This is a genomic window from Kurthia massiliensis, from assembly GCF_000285555.1.
Lineage (GTDB): Bacteria > Bacillota > Bacilli > Bacillales_A > Planococcaceae > Kurthia > Kurthia massiliensis.
In genome coordinates this window covers 542,996-560,340 of sequence record NZ_HE610997.1, presented here as the reverse complement: position 1 = coordinate 560,340, position 17,345 = coordinate 542,996, and the positions used below count along the sequence as shown (strand labels likewise).

Here is a 17,345-nt window from a genome sequence, read left to right as displayed (position 1 = left end):
AAAGGATTATAAGAGATGAAGCTTGCTTCATCTCTTTTTTTGTACCAAATTACCATTTTATTGTATAAAAGGAGTTTTTTATTATGTCAAACATACGTAAAAAGATTTCTGTTATTGGTGCTGGTTATACAGGTGCAACGGCGGCTTTTTTAGTAGCACAAAAAGAATTAGGTGATGTCGTACTCGTAGACGTACCTCAAGCGGAAAATCCGACAAAAGGAAAAGCGCTAGATATGGCTGAGGCGACACCGATTTTAAATATTGATGCGCACATTAAAGGTACATCTCATTACGAAGATACAGCAAATTCGGACATCGTCATTATAACGGCAGGTGTTGCCCGTAAACCGGGAATGAGCCGTGATGACCTCGTTCGAATTAATCAACGTGTCATGCAATCAGTGACAGAAGAAGTCGTTAAATATTCACCAGATGCGACGATTCTTGTATTAACAAATCCAGTCGATGCGATGACGTATACAGTTTATGAAACGTCTGGTTTTCCGAAAAATCGTGTCATCGGTCAATCGGGTATTTTAGATACGGCACGTTTCCGTACATTTGTTGCAGAAGCGCTCAATATATCTGTAAAAGACATTTCAGGATTTGTGCTCGGTGGTCATGGAGATACGATGGTGCCACTCGTTCGCTATTCATATGCTGGTGGCGTACCGTTATCATTATTACTAGATGAAGCGCAATTAGAAGCGATTGTGCAGCGTACACGTGTCGGTGGTGGAGAGATTGTAAATTTATTAGGCAATGGTTCAGCCTACTATGCGCCGGCTGCTGCGATGGTTGAAATGGCAGAGGCAATTTTAAAAGATCAACGACGCGTATTACCGACAATTGCTTACTTAGAAGGTGAGTACGGTCAAGAAGGTATTTATTTAGGTGTACCAACGGTTATCGGTGCAAATGGTGTCGAAAAGATTATCGAATTGCCGCTGACGGATGAAGAACAAACAGCGCTTAATCATTCTGCAGATGCTGTACGTAATGTGATGCATGCGTTAGATTAAAAAATGAGGAAGCGTCTGTTATAGTTGACGCTTCTTTTTTGTATGCGACTGTTGCTCGATTTTTCGTCTTATAACTGATACTATAAAAGCATAGTAGAAAGGGGAGAGTCCAATTGCTATTAGGTAATAACAATAGAAGGGGGAAAACGTTCGCAGAAATTGAAGTAGGAGATTCTATTCAAATTACAGAAAAGATTGAAGATCAACAGCTGCTACTATATTTAGGTTTAACGAACGATAGTAACCCGCTATTTATTCAACACGATTATGCGAGCCGAACAGAATTTGAGCGTCCAATCGTGCCAACGATTATGGTTAATGGCATGATTACATCGACGATTTCGAAATATTTACCTGGACCAGGCGCCCTCTTTCATTACGAAACAATTCATATCGTCTTAAAAGTCATTGATAAGCGTGAGGCGATTCAAGGTGTAACCATTCACGTAGAAGGACGTAATCTTTCTACCGATGAATTAATCGTGACAGGAACAGTTATCGCAATTCCGCCTAAATAAGTGAATTTGAGATGGGGGTTTCAAATGAACATATTGGAGGCAAAAACATGAATAAAATTTTAGTCGTAGAAGATGAATTATCCATTTCAACATTATTACAATACAATTTAAAACAAGCAGGATTTGATGTTTTACAAGCATTTGACGGCCAAGATGGTTTAGAACAGGCGATTGCGGAAAAACCGGACTTAATTTTGCTTGATTTAATGTTGCCTAAAAAAGATGGCATGGAAGTATGTAAAGAATTACGCATGCAAAAAATGGATACGCCGATTATTATGCTGACAGCGAAAGACGATGAGTTCGATAAAGTACTTGGTTTAGAACTTGGCGCAGATGATTATATGACGAAACCATTTAGTCCACGTGAAGTCGTTGCCCGCGTAAAAGCAGTATTACGTCGTTCTAAAACGTTAGATCAGCCAGAAACACCGCGTGAAAAAACGTATCACATCGGTCAATTAAGCGTCTATCCTGATCGTTTCGAAGCAACGCTTGGGGACAAAGCACTTGAATTCACGCCAAAAGAATTTGAGTTACTCGTTTATTTATTAGACAATAAAAATCGTGTATTAACTCGTGATCAATTGTTAAGTGCTGTATGGCATTATGATTTTGCTGGAGATACGCGTATCGTTGACGTACATATTAGTCACCTTCGCGAACAAATCGAAGAAAATAGCCGTAAGCCACGTTTCATTAAAACGATTCGTGGGCTTGGATACAAATTTGAGGAGCCAAAAGTATAATGAAGTCGATGCGTTTACGTTTATTAATCGCATTTGGCTTTTTATATGGAACGGTGCTTGCTTGTTTAGCATTCGTACTTGGCCAATTATTACCTGCTTATATTGATACATCAACAGTAGGTGAAACCACTGCTTCTTCACCGATGATGAACAGCTTATATTTTTGGCTGTTTTATATTGGCTCATTCGTCATTGCATTCGTCGTGATGCTATTGTTAACGAATCGGATTTTGTACAACGTGATGTCGTCTGTTGATCACGTGACGAATACGGCATTAGAATTAGCAAAAGGCAACTACCGTGCACGTGCGTATGAAGCGCGCGACGTGCCAACGTCTGCATTAAGTCGTTCCATTAATGTGTTGGCTCGTAACTTACAAGATATGATGATGACGCGTGAAATTGAACAAGAACGTTTAAAAACATTAATTGAAAATATGGGGAGCGCGCTCATTATGATCGGTCGCGAAGGCGATATTTCGGTCGTCAATCGCGTGTTTTTAGACCTATTTGATAAGCAACATGACATCGTAACGGAGCAAGTATTTCGTGATCTCGGAATGCCAGCAGAGCTAGAAGAGTTCGTTGACCACGTCTTTATGACTGAAGAGGCGTATCGTCAGCAAATTCAACTGCCACTTGAAAGTGAAATACGTCATATGGAAGTGTACGGTGCACCGGTCATCGGGGAGCATGGGCATTGGCTCGGTGTTGTAATCGTGATGCATGACATTACGGAGTTGAAAAAACTCGAGCAAGTGCGCAAAGATTTCGTGGCGAACGTATCGCATGAACTGCGTACGCCGATTACGTCGATGAAAGGATTTTCAGAGACGTTATTAGATGGTGCGTATAAAGACGAAGAAACGTTGCTGACATTTTTAGAAATTATGAATAAAGAAAGTAATCGATTGCAAATGCTCGTCAATGATTTATTAGAGTTATCAAAGCTTGAAAAACATGGTTTCGTACTCGATTTATTACCAACGAACTTAAACGATCTCGTACGACGTGCTACAGAGTTATCCGCACAACGTTTATCAGAAAAAGATATGGCACTTGTCGTAGAGGCACCGACAGAAATTACTGTGCTCGGTGATGCCAATCGTCTAATGCAAGTCATCGTTAATTTATTGTTTAATGCGATTAGTTATTCACCAGAAGCGACGAAGGTGACGATGACGCTTCGTGAAGATGAGCAGTACGGTATTTTAGAAGTGCACGATGAAGGCATCGGGATTTCAAAAGAGGAAATCCCGCGTGTGTTTGAACGATTTTATCGTGTTGACCGCGCGCGTAGCCGTAATTCAGGTGGTACAGGCCTCGGTTTAGCAATCGTCAAACATTTAGTTGAAATTCATCATGGGAAAATTCAAGTCGACAGTGAAGTAGGGAAAGGAACAACGATGCGTGTCATGTTGCCAAAACAAGCAACTTAACAAATCTTTTACAAAGGCTTCATATGCGCTTTAAATCTATTTGATAATGTATAGCTAGAAGCCCCCTTCGACTGTCACACAGATGACCGCTTATTCCGAGCGGTCTTTTTTTATTGGAAAAGAACGTGTGTGCGACGAAAAAAGTGCGTGCATGGTAAAATAGAAAAGGACATAAAAGCAAAGGAGAATTGATATGACAAAAGAAAAATTACTATTACTAGACGGTAATAGCTTAGCATATCGTGCATTTTTCGCCTTACCATTATTAACGAATGATCAAGGCATTCATACGAACGCGATTTACGGCTTTACGACGATGCTACAAAAAATTTTAGCAGAGGAAAATCCGACCCGTGTACTCGTTGCATTTGATGCTGGGAAAACGACTTTCCGCCATAGTACGTATAAAGAATATAAAGGTGGCCGTCAAAAAACACCACCTGAGTTGTCAGAGCAATTCCCGTATTTACGTAAATTATTAGATGCTTACAACATGCAACGTTACGAATTAGAAATGTATGAAGCAGATGACATTATCGGTACGCTTGCACGTGAAGCAGACGAAGCAGGTTTAGAAACTGTTGTCGTTTCTGGTGATAAAGATTTAACGCAACTAGCATCAGACAATACGACAGTCTATATTACGCGCAAAGGAATGACCGATATCGAGCATTACACACCTGCGCACATTTTAGAAAAATATACGTTAACACCACTTCAAATTATTGATATGAAAGGGTTAATGGGTGATAAATCAGATAATATTCCAGGCGTACCGAGCGTCGGTGAAAAAACAGCGATTAAATTGTTAACGCAATTTGAAACTGTTGAAGGCGTTTATGAACATATTGATGAAGTAAAAGGAAAGCTAAAAGAAAAGCTCGTAGAAAATGAAGCGCAAGCGAAGTTAAGTAAAGAACTAGCGACGATTAATCGCCAAGCGCCAATTGATGTAACGATTGATCAATTAGCGTGGGAAGGCCCAAATACAGAACAACTATTTGCGCTATGGCATGAGTTATCATTCAAATCATTAATCGAAAAAAGTGATCTTGAAGTTGAAACGACAGAACAACAAGACATTCCATGGCAACACGTTGAAACGTTATCAACAGAACTTGTTTCAGGCATGGGTGTGCACGTAGAGTTAGACGATGCACATTACCATACGTGTGATATTTTAGGTATCGGCTTTAGCGATGGGAAAGCTTCTTATTATATGACGTTTGATGATGTCTTAAAAAGCGAAGCGGTGAAAGCGTATTTAGCAGATGACACGCTTGAAAAATACGTATTCGACGTGAAAGCACAAAAAGCAGCACTTCGCCGATTTGATATTGAATTAAACGGTGTAACGGAAGATGTCATGTTAGCTGCATACATCGATGAAGCAAATCAAAACGTAGATGAAATTGCACAAGTTGCAAAAACGTACGGTTACTACGATGTGCAAGTCGCGGAGCAAGTATATGGTAAAGGTGCAAAACGTGCGATTCCAGCAGTAGACGTCGTTGCTGAACACGTTTGTCGTAAAGCGCTTGCGGTATGGAATGTTATGCCGAAACTTGCTGAAACGCTTCAAGAAAAAGAACAGTTTGAGCTATACAAAACGATTGAATTGCCACTTGCACTTATTTTATGTGATATGGAATGTGCGGGTGTTGCGGTAGATGAGCAGTGCTTAGTGGAAATGGGTCAAGAGTTAACGTCTAAATTAGCGGCGATTGAGCAAAAAATTTACGCGCTTGCAGGGACGCAATTTAATATTAATTCGCCGAAGCAATTAGGTGTCGTATTATTTGAAACGCTCGGTTTACCGATTATTAAAAAGACGAAAACAGGTTACTCTACAGCAGCGGACGTATTAGAAAAATTACAACCAGAGCATGAAGTGATTGACTACATTTTAGAATATCGTCAATTAGGCAAGTTAAATTCGACGTATATTGAAGGATTATTAAAAGTCGTTCATGAAAAAGACCATAAAATTCATACGCGCTATCAACAAGCATTAACAGCGACAGGCCGTTTAAGCTCCGTCGATCCGAACTTACAAAACATCCCGATTCGATTAGAAGAAGGGCGTAAAATTCGTCAAGCGTTCGTGCCAAGTCACGAAGGTTGGACGTTGTTCTCAGCCGATTATTCACAAATTGAATTGCGCGTCTTAGCTGATATGGCAGATGAGCAAAATTTAATCGATGCGTTTAAACACGATTTAGATATTCATACGAAGACAGCGATGGACGTTTTCGGTGTCGCTAAAGAAGATGTAACACCGAATATGCGTCGCCAAGCAAAAGCGGTTAACTTTGGGATCGTCTACGGTATTAGCGATTACGGTTTATCTCAAAACTTGGGCATTACGCGCAAAGAAGCGGCTGAATTTATCGAACGTTACTTTGAAAGCTATCCAGGTGTGAAAGGCTATATGGAATCAGTCGTCGCACAAGCGAAAAAAGATGGCTACGTCACGACGTTATTAAATCGTCGTCGCTATTTACCAGATTTAAATAGCCGTAACTTTAATATTCGTAGCTTTGCGGAACGTACAGCGATGAATACACCGATTCAAGGAACAGCGGCCGATATTATTAAAAAAGCGATGATTGATATGGCTGCAGCGTTAAAAGCGCACAATTTACAATCAACGATGTTGTTACAAGTACACGATGAATTAATTTTTGAAGCACCACCAGAAGAAGTAGATATTTTAGCGAAACTCGTACCAGAAGTGATGGAACATGCGGTTGCATTAAAAGTGCCACTGAAAGCAGATGCTGCATCAGGTGCTACTTGGTACGACGCAAAATAAAGGAGTTTTTATATGCCTGAATTACCAGAAGTAGAAGGCGTCGTTCGAATGTTGAAACCTGCTGTTGAAGGTAAGACTGTTCAACGCGTCATCATTTCGCCGGTTATTTATGCGTCAAAAGAAGCCGGCAAAGAAGCAATTATTAAAGGGAAAACACCCGAACAGTTTATTGAACAAGTGACGAATATGACGATTCAACGTATTGAACGTCACGCAAAATATATTTTCTTTACGGTCATAAAAGACGGACAACAACAATTACTCGTCAATCATTTAGGCATGTCAGGGGCATGGTTCCACGTCTCACATCCAGATGATGTGACAGAAGGTAAGTTTCATAAACATATGCACGTCATGTTGCAACTCGCACCGGAAGAATGGCTCATTTATGCTGATATTCGTCGATTCGGTGAGATGCGCTTATTACGTGAAGTGGCAGATTATCCACCGTTATTAGAGATGGCACCGGAACCTTTTGCCGACGATGCCTGTAATTTCTTTTTAGCAAAATGTGCACAACGAAAGTACAATCACAAAGCGATTAAAGCGGTCATTATGGATGGTAAAGTTGTAAGCGGCTGTGGAAACATTTATGCGAACGAAGCATTGTTTAGACAGCGTATACATCCGGGACGATTAGTGTCCCAAATGACAAATGATGAATTGGTTGCGTTATTCAAAGAAATTGTCGCTGTTTTAACAGAAAGTATCGCATTTGGCGGCTCTTCTATCTCAGATTACCGTAATATTAACGGTGAAGCAGGGGGTATGCAACACCGCTTGCAAATGTATGGGATGAAAAAATGCCCAATGTGTCATACTAATACAGAGCAACAAATTATCGCTGGACGCAACTCGTTTTACTGTCCAAACTGTCAGCATTAGGAGGAGAAAAAATGATTATAGGATTAACGGGAAGTATTGCGAGTGGGAAAAGTACCGTCGCAAAAATGTTCGAACATTTACAAATTCCAATCGTCGATGCCGATAAAGTTGCGCGTGTCGTCGTCGAACCTGGAACGGAAACATTAGCGGAAATTGCCGAAGCATTTGGCCATGAAGTAATCTTAGAAGATGGTCATATGGATCGCCAAAAAGTCGGTGCACTGATTTTTCACGACCCAGCAAAACGTAAACAATTGAACGATATTATTCACCCGGCGATTCGAAAAGAAATGCTTCGTCAGCGCGATGAATACTTATCTGACGGGCATCTACACGTAGTGATGGATATTCCACTATTGTTTGAGAGTGGCCTTCAAAGCTACGTTGAGAAAATTCTCGTCGTCTCTGTGAATGAAGAAAATCAACTGACACGTTTGATGCAACGAAACGGATTAACAGAAGAAGAAGCGCGTGCGCGTATTAGTTCGCAGTTGCCGATTTCGGTTAAAGAAAAAGGTGCTGATGCAGTTATTTATAACAACGAGTCGATCGAACAAACGGAAGCACAATTACGATATATTTTAAACAAATGGAACGTCCTACAAGAGCTGTAAAAAGCTCTTGTTTTTTTACGGTTAAATTTATCAGAAAATAAAATCTTTTAAAAAACGATGAAAAAAAGGTTTTACTTTTCGATGAATGTGCTATACTAATTGCAAATAAGATGTTTAATTAAAAAAACCGATCACTTAGGAGGACTTTATATAATGACAGTTTCAATTGCGATTAACGGATTTGGCCGCATCGGTCGTATGGTATTCAGAAAGGCTATGGCAGAAAATTTAAATATTGTAGCAATTAACGCTAGCTATCCTGCAGAAACATTAGCTCACTTAATTAAATATGACACTACACACGGTCGTTTCGATGGCACAGTGGAGCCAGGTGAAGATTTCTTAGTCGTAAATGGTAAGCGCATTCAATTAATTGCGGAGCGTAATCCATTACTATTACCTTGGAAAGAAATGAACGTTGACATCGTAATCGAAGCGACTGGTAAATTCAACGAACGTTCAAAAGCAGCACAACACTTAGAAGCAGGCGCGAAAAAAGTGATTTTAACTGCTCCAGGTAAAAATGAAGATGTCACAATCGTTATGGGTGTTAATGATGATAAATTAGATCTTTCTAAACACGATGTGATCTCAAACGCATCTTGCACAACGAACTGCTTAGCACCAGTTGCAAAAGTATTAAACGACACATTCGGTATCGACAACGGTTTAATGACAACTGTGCACTCATATACAAATGACCAAAATAACATTGATAACCCACATAAAGACTTACGTCGTGCACGTTCTTGCGCAGAATCAATTATTCCAACATCTACAGGTGCCGCGAAAGCGTTAACATTAGTATTACCGGAACTAAAAGGTAAATTACACGGTATGGCGCTTCGCGTACCAACACCAAACGTGTCACTAGTAGACCTTGTTGTTGATTTAAATGAATCTGTAACAGTTGAACAAGTAAACGATGCATTCAAAAAAGCTGCAAAAGGTGATTTAAAAGGCATTTTAGATTTCACAACTGAACCACTTGTATCGAGTGATTTCAACACAAACCCAGCTTCTGCGACAGTAGATGGTTTAACAACAATGGTAATGGGCGACAAAAAAGTGAAAGTATTAGCTTGGTACGATAACGAGTGGGGCTACTCTTCACGTGTCGTTGATTTAACGAAAAAGGTAATTGCTGGCTTAAATACTGCGGTTAACGCGTAATTTAAAGACTGTTTTTATATATCTAACGTCAAAAAGGCTCATGCGACTTGCATGAGTCTTTTCTTTTTGTAGCAATGTCACGTTTTTCTTAGTGAAATAACGACATCTATTCGATTTTTGCACGTGTTTTTTGATATAATAAATAAACTATAAAGAAATATTCAGGAGATTAAAATTATGAGATGTCCATCGTGTCAATATAACGGAACGAAAGTCATTGATAGTCGCCCGGTAGATGACAATAAAGCGATTCGCCGTCGTCGAGAATGTGAATCATGTGGTTTTCGTTTTACAACATTTGAAAAAGTCGAAGAGATGCCGCTGATCGTTGTTAAAAAAGACGGCTCTCGCGAAGAGTTTAGTCATGAAAAAGTGCTACGTGGCTTAATTCGCGCATGTGAAAAACGTCCAGTACCACTCACAGATTTAGAAGAACTCGTATTTAATATCGAGAAAGCACTACGTCGTAAAGGCAACGCAGAAGTGAAATCAGAAGAAGTCGGCGAAATGGTGATGGAGCGCTTAGCGAAAATTGATGAAGTATCATATGTACGCTTTGCCTCTGTTTATCGTCAATTTAAAGATATTTCTGTGTTCTTAGAAGAAATGCGCGACTTATTAGAAGCAAAACAACGAGACAATAAAGAGAAACAATAAGGAACAAGGGGGACAATTACGTTGGTAAATTTATATCGAGAATTACAACCAGTAGACCGACTGTCAATTCGTATTCCTTTCCCATTATCTAGTTATGAACGCAAGCTTGTCACACTGCTTTATCAACCGTTGATCGGTCCAGATGCTGTCAGCCTGTACTTTATGTTATGGGCAGAGGGCGAGGATATGATTGACACGAATTTATCGCATTATCATTTAATGAATGCGCTTGATATGCCGATTGCAAAAGTGTTTGAATCTCGCATCGCACTAGAAGCAATCGGTTTGTTGCGTAGCTGGCGCCGTGAAGATGAAACGATGCGGTCATTTATTTATGACGTCATGCCGCCACTCGATGCAAAGTTATTTTTTGATGATCCGATTTTATCGATGTTTTTATATAGCAAAATTGGTGAACATGCGTATCGTACGTTGCGCCAACGTTTTATTCCGAAAGGCTCAACGACAGAAGGATTCAAAGACGTATCACGCTCATTTATGGACGTTTATCAACCTGTTCAACAGCATATGCCGCCAAATGATTTACAAATGTCAACAGGGGTAGAGAAGCCGAAAGATATTCCGTTTGATCATAAAGGGTTCGATTTTGACGCGCTTCGCCAAGGCTTATCAGAGCAACTTATTCCACAAAATGTGTTAACGGTGGAAGTAAAAGCGCTCATTGCAAAGCTGGCATTTTTATATCATTTGTCTCCAAAAGATATGCAACAAATCGTCATGATGTCACTTGATGAAATGATGCAAGTGAGTGAAGCAAAACTGAAAAAGTCTGCGTCAAGTTACTATAAAATGACGATGTCGACAGAGCCGCCAGCGATGCATCAATATGTGCAAGTTGTAGAAGCAGCACCAGAAGCGGAAGAAACGGAAAAGCCGCAGACGAAAAAACAAGAACTCATTGAATGGTTTACGAAAGCCTCGCCGCTAGACGTCTTAACGAATGTGGCAGGTGGTAAAAAGCCGTTTCCGAAAGACGTTGAGCTTGCAGAAGACCTCGTCGTGCAATACGACATGGAACCACAAGTCGTCAACGTATTACTACATTATGTATGTTTACGAAATGGTGGAAAACTGAACCGTAAATATATCGAATCTATTGCGAGTCATTGGCGTAATACGGGTGTTAAAACAGCCGAAGAAGCGATGGAGCTTGCAAAAGAGTTTGAGCACCGCGTTCAACCGACAACGACAAAAATTACGCCAAGTACGGAAATGCATGAGCAGTTTAAATTGTTACGTGCAGCGGCAGGAAGTTATTATTTGATTGAGTCGATGAAAGATGTGGACATTAATGAAGCGACACTAAAAGCAGACGTCGTGAAGTTATTTGAACAAACAGAGCCGCTCGTATTGTTACAAATGATGAATGATGGTAAAGAACCGATTGGGAAAGACATACGCGTCGTTGAAGAAGCATGTGAAGCGTATGAGGATTTACCGAAAGATGTCATGAACGCACTGATTCATTACGGTTATTTCATTACGACAAACTCACTGAATATGAACTTTTTACAATCGATTTTGAGCAGTTGGCGTAAAGAAAATATTCAAACAGCGGCTGAAGCGCTTGAATATGCAAAAGCGTATCAACAAGCAAAATCACAAAAATATTATAAAACGACATATCCACAAAAACCGCAAGTCGATGAATCATTATTGCCAGAATGGTTTAAAAATGAGCAACATAAAAAACATAAACAAGATGCTGAGCCTGTGAAAGATTTTGAAGCAGAACGTCAAAAGATTTTAGAACAGCTTGGTTTAGACAAAGGGTAGGTGACCATCGTGGAGCCAATTAATAAACAATTACAACAGATGAAAGGTACAGATTTTAATGCGCGCCTTCAGCAAATTCAACAAGAAGTATTAAAACATCCTGCGATTCAATCATTTATCAATGAACATCAGTTATCTCAACAAACGATTGAACGCGGTATGGGAAAATTACTCGAATTTACGTCGCAACAGCACGATTGTAGCGCTTGTGAATCGGTTGCAACGTGTAAAAATCCAATTAACGGGCTCGTACCGAAATTAATTGTTGAACGTGATAACATTGATTTAGAATACGTCCCTTGTGATACGAAACGCCGCGAAGATGATCGTCGTAAAACGGCATCGATGATTTCAAGTATGCATATGCCACGCGAGGTAATGAAAGCAACACTTGATGATATTAAAGTTGATAGTGAGCAACGTTTAAATGCGTATAAAGAAGCGATGGCCTTCATCGTTGACGTGAAAAAAAATCGCGAGCAATTGCCGTCAGTTGGCTTATATTTACATGGTAGCTTCGGCGTTGGGAAATCATTCGTCCTTGCAGCGATTGCCAATGAACTAGCGACGATGGAAATTCGTACAATTTTAGTGTACGTGCCAGAATTTTTACGCGAGCTGAAAAGTGCTATAGGGGAAAATTCATTAGAAGAAAAAATTGATTTCGTCAAAAAAGCACCGGTATTAATGCTAGATGATTTAGGTGCAGAGACGCTAACGACGTGGACGCGTGATGAAATTTTAGGAACGATTTTACATTATCGTATGGCTGAACGCTTGCCGACATTTATTTCATCAAACTTAAATTATGCAGAGCTTGAAAAGCATTTAGCGAAGACGCGTGGCGATGTAGACCCTGTGAAAGCAGGACGTATTATGGAACGTATTCGCACGATGACAAAACCGGTTGATATGACGGGCGAAAATCGTCGTAGTTTTTAATAAACGTGCTTGAACGTTTCATCTATTCAGTATATAATGTGTAACATAAAATATTGAAATGCATTGAAAAGGACAACAATTAAGTGTACGGCTTTCAGAGAGAGAGGTATTGGTGCGAGCCTCTTAGTACGACACTTTATTTACCACCTTGGAGCAGCGGCAGTGAACTCATAGTAATTGTCGACGGTAGCGGCCCGTTAGCCGATCGAGAGCTTCATCTTTGGAAACTACACTCGTATTGTGTCCATTGAAGGAAGAAGGGTGGAACCACGAGTATATATCTCGTCCCTTTGCGGACGGGATTTTTTTTATGCAAAAATCTCCAACACGTGGCCTAACGCTTTCGAAAATATACAAAAGGAGAGAATTTTTAAAATGGCAGACATGATTAAATTAACTTTCCCAGACGGTTCTGTAAAAGAATTCGACAAAGGGATCACAACTGATGCAGTTGCGGCTTCAATTAGCCCAGGACTTCGTAAAAAAGCACTTGTTGGTAAATTCAACGGTGAATTAGTGGATACAAAAACACCATTAAACGAAGACGGTACAATTGCAATTTTAACGCAACAAGATGAAGAATCTTTAGACGTAATGCGTCATTCAACTGCTCACCTTCTAGCACAAGCATTAAAACGTCTATACCCTGGTGTGAAACTAGGTATCGGACCAACAATTGAGCATGGCTTCTACTATGATGTTGATTCAGAAACACCGATTACTGCAGAAGACTTCCCAGCAATTGAAAAAGAAATGAAACGTATCGTTGCTGAAAACTTAGAAATCAAACGTCAAGACGTTTCTCGCGCTGAAGCACAAGCAAAATTCGAAGAAATTGACGATCAATATAAATTAGAGCTTCTTGAAGCAATTCCAGAAGATGAACAAGTATCAATTTACTATCAAGGCGAATTCTTCGACCTTTGCCGCGGTATTCACGTACCATCAACAGGTAAAATTAAAGAATTCAAATTATTATCAGTAGCAGGTGCATACTGGCGTGGTAACTCAGATAACAAAATGTTACAACGTATTTACGGTACTGCATTCTTCGACAAAAAAGATTTAAAAGCACATCTTCAAATGCTTGAAGAAGCAAAAGAACGTGACCACCGTAAACTAGGTAAAGAATTAGAAATCTTTACAACTAGCAAATTAGTTGGTCAAGGTTTACCACTTTGGTTACCAAACGGCGCAACAATCCGTCGTACAATTGAACGCTACATCGTAGACAAGGAATTATCTCTAGGCTACAAACACGTATACACACCAGTACTGGGTTCTAAAGATTTATACGTAACTTCTGGCCACTGGGATCACTACCAAGAAGATATGTTCCCACCAATGGAAATGGATAACGAAACATTAGTGTTACGTCCAATGAACTGCCCTCACCACATGATGGTTTACAAATCAGCAATGCGCTCTTACCGTGATCTACCATTACGTATCGCAGAGCTTGGTATGATGCACCGTTACGAAATGTCAGGTGCTGTTTCAGGTCTACAACGTGTACGTGGGATGACTTTAAACGATGCTCACCTTTTCGTACGTCCAGACCAAATCAAAGAAGAGTTCAAAAAAGTAGTTGAATTAATCTTAGCTGTATATAAAGATTTCGACTTAAATGATTACGAATTCCGTTTATCTTACCGTGACCCTCAAGATACTGAAAAATACTTCGATGACGATGAAATGTGGGAAAAAGCGCAAAGCATGTTAAAAGAAGCGATGGACGATCTAGGTTTAGATTACTACGAAGCAGATGGTGAAGCTGCATTCTACGGTCCAAAACTTGACGTACAAGTAAAAACTGCAATCGGTAAACAAGAAACATTATCTACAGTTCAACTTGATTTCTTATTACCACAACGCTTCGATCTTGGCTACGTTGGTAAGGACGGCGAATTACACCGCCCAGTCGTTATTCACCGTGGTGTTGTATCAACAATGGAACGTTTCGTAGCCTTCTTAACAGAAGAATACAAAGGCGCATTCCCAACTTGGTTAGCACCTGTACAAGTTCAAGTAATCCCAGTATCTAACGAAGTTCACTTCGACTACGCAAAACAAGTAGAAGAAAAACTTCAAGCTGCTGGTATCCGTGTTGAAATGGATTACCGCGAAGAAAAACTTGGCTACAAAATCCGTGAAGCACAAATGAAGAAAATTCCTTACATGCTTGTACTAGGCGATAAAGAAGTTGAATCTAACAGCGTAAACGTACGTAAATACGGCTCTAAAGATTCAGAAACAATCGCATTTGATAAATTCTTAGCAAACTTAGTTCAAGAAGCAAATAAATAATACTTCTATATTTATCCAAAAGAGGAGCAGTCTATAAAGGCTGCTCCTCTTTCTATGGCTAAAGCAACGCTTTTTTGTAACAAAACGATGTCATTTGATACAAATGGATGAAATGTGATAATATTAAGCATATTTTTATGGGAAATGTGGAATGATAGGGAAAGACGGTAAAAAGAAAGAGGTTTTAAAATGAAATCATTGATTAAAAAGACAGCAGCGGTTATGGCGTTTAGTAGTATGTTCGCTGTTGCAACGCAAGCGGAGGCGAGTAGTTCATCTCAGTTTGTTTACACGTATGCACCGAGCGCGCAAAAAGTAGCGAATCAAATGAACTTGTATCCATCTGTCATGATTGCACAAATGGCATTAGAAAGTAATTACGGTACGAGTGGCTTAACAAAGTCTGCAAATAACTTATTTGGTGTAAAAGGGACGTACAATGGCAAATCTGTCAAAATGAAAACGGCTGAATACCATAACGGTAAATATGTAACGATCCATGATCATTTCCGTGCATATCCATCTTATTGGGCTTCGATGGTTGACTATACGATGATCATGCAAGGAAGTCATTTTAGCGGTGCATGGGTATCGAACACATCAAGCTATAAACAAGCAACGCAAGCGTTGGAAGGTGTCTATGCGACAGATGGTCAATATAGTGAAAAGTTAAATGCAATCATTGCACAATACAATTTAACACGCTATGATCGTAAAGCATCGATAAAATCAGTGAAACGTACAGCGACAACATCATCAGCAAGTACAACACATACCGTACGTGCTGGAGAAACGTTATCGAGTATCGCGATGAAGTACGGTGTATCTGAAAGTACAATTGCGGCAAGAAGTGGCTTATCAAATGCAAATCATGTTGTCGTTGGCCAAAAACTGCGTATTCGATAAAAAATAAAAGAATGTAGTTGACAGTCTTAGCTGTACATGATAGGATAGTTAAGGTTAATGAATACAATAGTTTGTGGTTGAAGTAGAGGCTGCCCGCTTCTCACCTGAATCTCGTCTCCTCGGAGTACGTGCAGGTTATGAAAACGAATCGAACATGCATTTCGCATGTACATATATATTGCGGGCGGACATTTCGACTATGTCCGCCCTTTTCTTGTGGACATCGAAATCCGACCGGTTTTTAGGGCAATCTTGCCCAAACAAATGTATTCGCGACAACTACTTGGAGGTGGATTATTATTAGCAAAGACATGTATGTAAACGAAGGTATCCGTGCTCGTGAACTTCGTGTTATCGACCAAAACGGCGAACAGCTAGGAGTTAAATCACGCATCGACGCTTTGAAAATTGCAGAACGTGCAAACTTGGACCTTGTTCTTGTGGCTCCACAAGCTAAGCCGCCTGTTGCACGAATTATGGACCATGGTAAGTTCAAATTCGAACAACAAAAGAAAGATCGCGAAGTTCGTAAAAATCAAAAAGTAATCGTATTAAAAGAAGTACGCTTAAGTCCTACTATTGACGAACACGATTACCAAACGAAATTACGTAACGGGATTAAATTCCTTGAAAAAGGTGACAAAGTTAAAGCGTCTATTCGCTTTAAAGGTCGTGCAATTACGCACAAAGAAATCGGTCAACGTGTATTAGACCGTTTTGCTGAAGACTGTAAAGAAGTAGCAACTGTTGAACAGCGTGCGAAAATGGAAGGTCGTAGCATGTTCTTAGTATTACAACCTAAGAACGAAAAAAAATAACTTTTTAGTTGAACAAGCTTAGGAGGAATTCGAAATGCCAAAAATGAAAACTCACCGTGGCGCTGCTAAACGTTTCAAAAAAACAGGTAGCGGTAAATTAAAATTTGACCGTGCTTATGGTAGCCACTTATTTGCAAACAAATCTACAAAACAAAAACGTCACCTACGTAAAGCTGGTATCGTATCAGCAGGCGACTACAAACGCATCAAATCTTTATTAGCTTATAAATAATCATTGATTCGTCAAAATAAAAAATATAGAAAATTCATCAACGTATGAATAGCAGGAGGTAATTTGTATGCCACGCGTAAAAGGCGGTACAGTAACACGCGCTCGTCGCAAAAAAGTTTTAAAATTAGCTAAAGGTTACTTTGGTTCAAAACACACATTATACAAAGTAGCTAACCAAGCAGTAATGAAGTCAGGTCAATATGCATACCGTGACCGTCGTCAAAAGAAACGTGATTTCCGTAAATTATGGATCACTCGTATCAACGCAGCTGCTCGCATCAACGGTTTATCTTACAGCCGTTTAATGCACGGTTTAAAATTAGCAAACATTGACGTTAACCGTAAAATGTTAGCTGAATTAGCAGTATCTGATGCTGCAGCATTCGCTCAATTAGCAGAAGCTGCTAAAGCTCAATTATCTAAATAATTAGAAGCACCGATGCTTCTTATAAAAGAGACTGACATGTTCAG

General features: G+C 39.8%; 16 protein-coding genes and 1 other annotated feature. All 16 genes read left to right on the top strand.

From position 1 onward, the window contains the following. The first annotated feature begins 83 nt into the window (after positions 1-83). The 16 genes from mdh to rplT all read left to right on the top strand — a co-directional run bounded on the left by mdh (position 84) and on the right by rplT (position 17,301). Entirely contained in the window at positions 84-1,022 is a 939-nt protein-coding gene (gene mdh, locus KMHG_RS07105) for a malate dehydrogenase (protein WP_010288273.1), read from the top strand. Positions 1,023-1,135: 113 nt separating this feature from the next. Continuing rightward, positions 1,136-1,540, top strand: coding sequence for a hotdog family protein (locus tag KMHG_RS07100; protein ID WP_010288272.1), 405 nt, complete (start codon positions 1,136-1,138; stop codon positions 1,538-1,540). Between the two features lie 47 nt (positions 1,541-1,587). Further along, a complete protein-coding gene (locus tag KMHG_RS07095; RefSeq protein WP_010288271.1) occupies positions 1,588-2,289 on the top strand; it encodes a response regulator transcription factor in 702 nt (233 codons plus the stop codon). After that, positions 2,289-3,728 carry a two-component system histidine kinase PnpS gene (gene pnpS / locus KMHG_RS07090; protein WP_010288270.1) on the top strand — a complete coding sequence of 480 codons (1,440 nt, stop codon included), beginning with the start codon at positions 2,289-2,291 and terminating at the stop codon, positions 3,726-3,728. The genes KMHG_RS07095 and pnpS overlap by 1 nt, the downstream gene beginning before the upstream one ends. Positions 3,729-3,921: 193 nt before the next feature. Further along, positions 3,922-6,543: a DNA polymerase I gene (gene polA / locus KMHG_RS07085; protein ID WP_010288269.1), complete on the top strand. Its 2,622-nt coding sequence runs from the start codon at positions 3,922-3,924 to the stop codon at positions 6,541-6,543. Between the two features lie 12 nt (positions 6,544-6,555). Continuing rightward, the gene (gene mutM / locus KMHG_RS07080) at positions 6,556-7,428 is read left to right on the top strand and encodes a bifunctional DNA-formamidopyrimidine glycosylase/DNA-(apurinic or apyrimidinic site) lyase (RefSeq protein ID WP_010288267.1); all 873 of its coding nucleotides are present in this window, start codon (positions 6,556-6,558) and stop codon (positions 7,426-7,428) included. An 11-nt stretch (positions 7,429-7,439) separates the two neighbouring features. After that, positions 7,440-8,042: a dephospho-CoA kinase gene (gene coaE / locus KMHG_RS07075; protein WP_010288264.1), complete on the top strand. Its 603-nt coding sequence runs from the start codon at positions 7,440-7,442 to the stop codon at positions 8,040-8,042. 153 nt (positions 8,043-8,195) lie between these two features. Next, entirely contained in the window at positions 8,196-9,215 is a 1,020-nt protein-coding gene (locus KMHG_RS07070) for a glyceraldehyde-3-phosphate dehydrogenase (RefSeq protein WP_010288263.1), read from the top strand. A 177-nt stretch (positions 9,216-9,392) separates the two neighbouring features. Then, complete coding sequence (nrdR, locus tag KMHG_RS07065) at positions 9,393-9,872, top strand: transcriptional regulator NrdR (protein WP_010288262.1); 480 nt, start codon at positions 9,393-9,395, stop codon at positions 9,870-9,872. A gap of 21 nt (positions 9,873-9,893) precedes the next feature. Continuing rightward, positions 9,894-11,669 carry a DnaD domain protein gene (locus tag KMHG_RS07060; protein WP_010288261.1) on the top strand — a complete coding sequence of 592 codons (1,776 nt, stop codon included), beginning with the start codon at positions 9,894-9,896 and terminating at the stop codon, positions 11,667-11,669. A 9-nt stretch (positions 11,670-11,678) separates the two neighbouring features. Beyond that, positions 11,679-12,611 carry a primosomal protein DnaI gene (dnaI, locus tag KMHG_RS07055; protein WP_010288260.1) on the top strand — a complete coding sequence of 311 codons (933 nt, stop codon included), beginning with the start codon at positions 11,679-11,681 and terminating at the stop codon, positions 12,609-12,611. 54 nt (positions 12,612-12,665) lie between these two features. Next, positions 12,666-12,904, top strand: a binding site (T-box leader). Between the two features lie 82 nt (positions 12,905-12,986). After that, positions 12,987-14,918: a threonine--tRNA ligase gene (gene thrS, locus KMHG_RS07050; protein WP_010288259.1), complete on the top strand. Its 1,932-nt coding sequence runs from the start codon at positions 12,987-12,989 to the stop codon at positions 14,916-14,918. Positions 14,919-15,107: 189 nt separating this feature from the next. Next, positions 15,108-15,824, top strand: coding sequence for a glucosaminidase domain-containing protein (locus KMHG_RS07045; protein WP_010288257.1), 717 nt, complete (start codon positions 15,108-15,110; stop codon positions 15,822-15,824). A 311-nt stretch (positions 15,825-16,135) separates the two neighbouring features. Continuing rightward, a complete protein-coding gene (infC, locus tag KMHG_RS07040; RefSeq protein ID WP_010288255.1) occupies positions 16,136-16,642 on the top strand; it encodes a translation initiation factor IF-3 in 507 nt (168 codons plus the stop codon). A 34-nt stretch (positions 16,643-16,676) separates the two neighbouring features. Next, positions 16,677-16,874 (top strand): 50S ribosomal protein L35, encoded by a 198-nt coding sequence (gene rpmI, locus KMHG_RS07035; protein WP_010288254.1) that lies wholly within the window; start codon positions 16,677-16,679, stop codon positions 16,872-16,874. 67 nt (positions 16,875-16,941) lie between these two features. Beyond that, positions 16,942-17,301: a 50S ribosomal protein L20 gene (gene rplT / locus KMHG_RS07030; protein WP_010288252.1), complete on the top strand. Its 360-nt coding sequence runs from the start codon at positions 16,942-16,944 to the stop codon at positions 17,299-17,301. The last annotated feature ends 44 nt before the right edge of the window (positions 17,302-17,345 follow it).

Bases quoted from the DNA above. Each gene is read 5' to 3' on its own strand.
- mdh (WP_010288273.1), top strand. From the start codon at position 84: ATGTCAAACATACGTAAAAAGATTTCTGTTATTGGTGCTGGTTATACA.
- KMHG_RS07095 (WP_010288271.1), top strand. From the start codon at position 1,588: ATGAATAAAATTTTAGTCGTAGAAGATGAATTATCCATTTCAACATTA.
- pnpS (WP_010288270.1), top strand. From the start codon at position 2,289: ATGAAGTCGATGCGTTTACGTTTATTAATCGCATTTGGCTTTTTATAT.
- polA (WP_010288269.1), top strand. From the start codon at position 3,922: ATGACAAAAGAAAAATTACTATTACTAGACGGTAATAGCTTAGCATAT.
- mutM (WP_010288267.1), top strand. From the start codon at position 6,556: ATGCCTGAATTACCAGAAGTAGAAGGCGTCGTTCGAATGTTGAAACCT.
- coaE (WP_010288264.1), top strand. From the start codon at position 7,440: ATGATTATAGGATTAACGGGAAGTATTGCGAGTGGGAAAAGTACCGTC.
- KMHG_RS07070 (WP_010288263.1), top strand. From the start codon at position 8,196: ATGACAGTTTCAATTGCGATTAACGGATTTGGCCGCATCGGTCGTATG.
- nrdR (WP_010288262.1), top strand. From the start codon at position 9,393: ATGAGATGTCCATCGTGTCAATATAACGGAACGAAAGTCATTGATAGT.
- thrS (WP_010288259.1), top strand. From the start codon at position 12,987: ATGGCAGACATGATTAAATTAACTTTCCCAGACGGTTCTGTAAAAGAA.
- KMHG_RS07045 (WP_010288257.1), top strand. From the start codon at position 15,108: ATGAAATCATTGATTAAAAAGACAGCAGCGGTTATGGCGTTTAGTAGT.
- infC (WP_010288255.1), top strand. From the start codon at position 16,136: ATGTATGTAAACGAAGGTATCCGTGCTCGTGAACTTCGTGTTATCGAC.
- rpmI (WP_010288254.1), top strand. From the start codon at position 16,677: ATGCCAAAAATGAAAACTCACCGTGGCGCTGCTAAACGTTTCAAAAAA.
- rplT (WP_010288252.1), top strand. From the start codon at position 16,942: ATGCCACGCGTAAAAGGCGGTACAGTAACACGCGCTCGTCGCAAAAAA.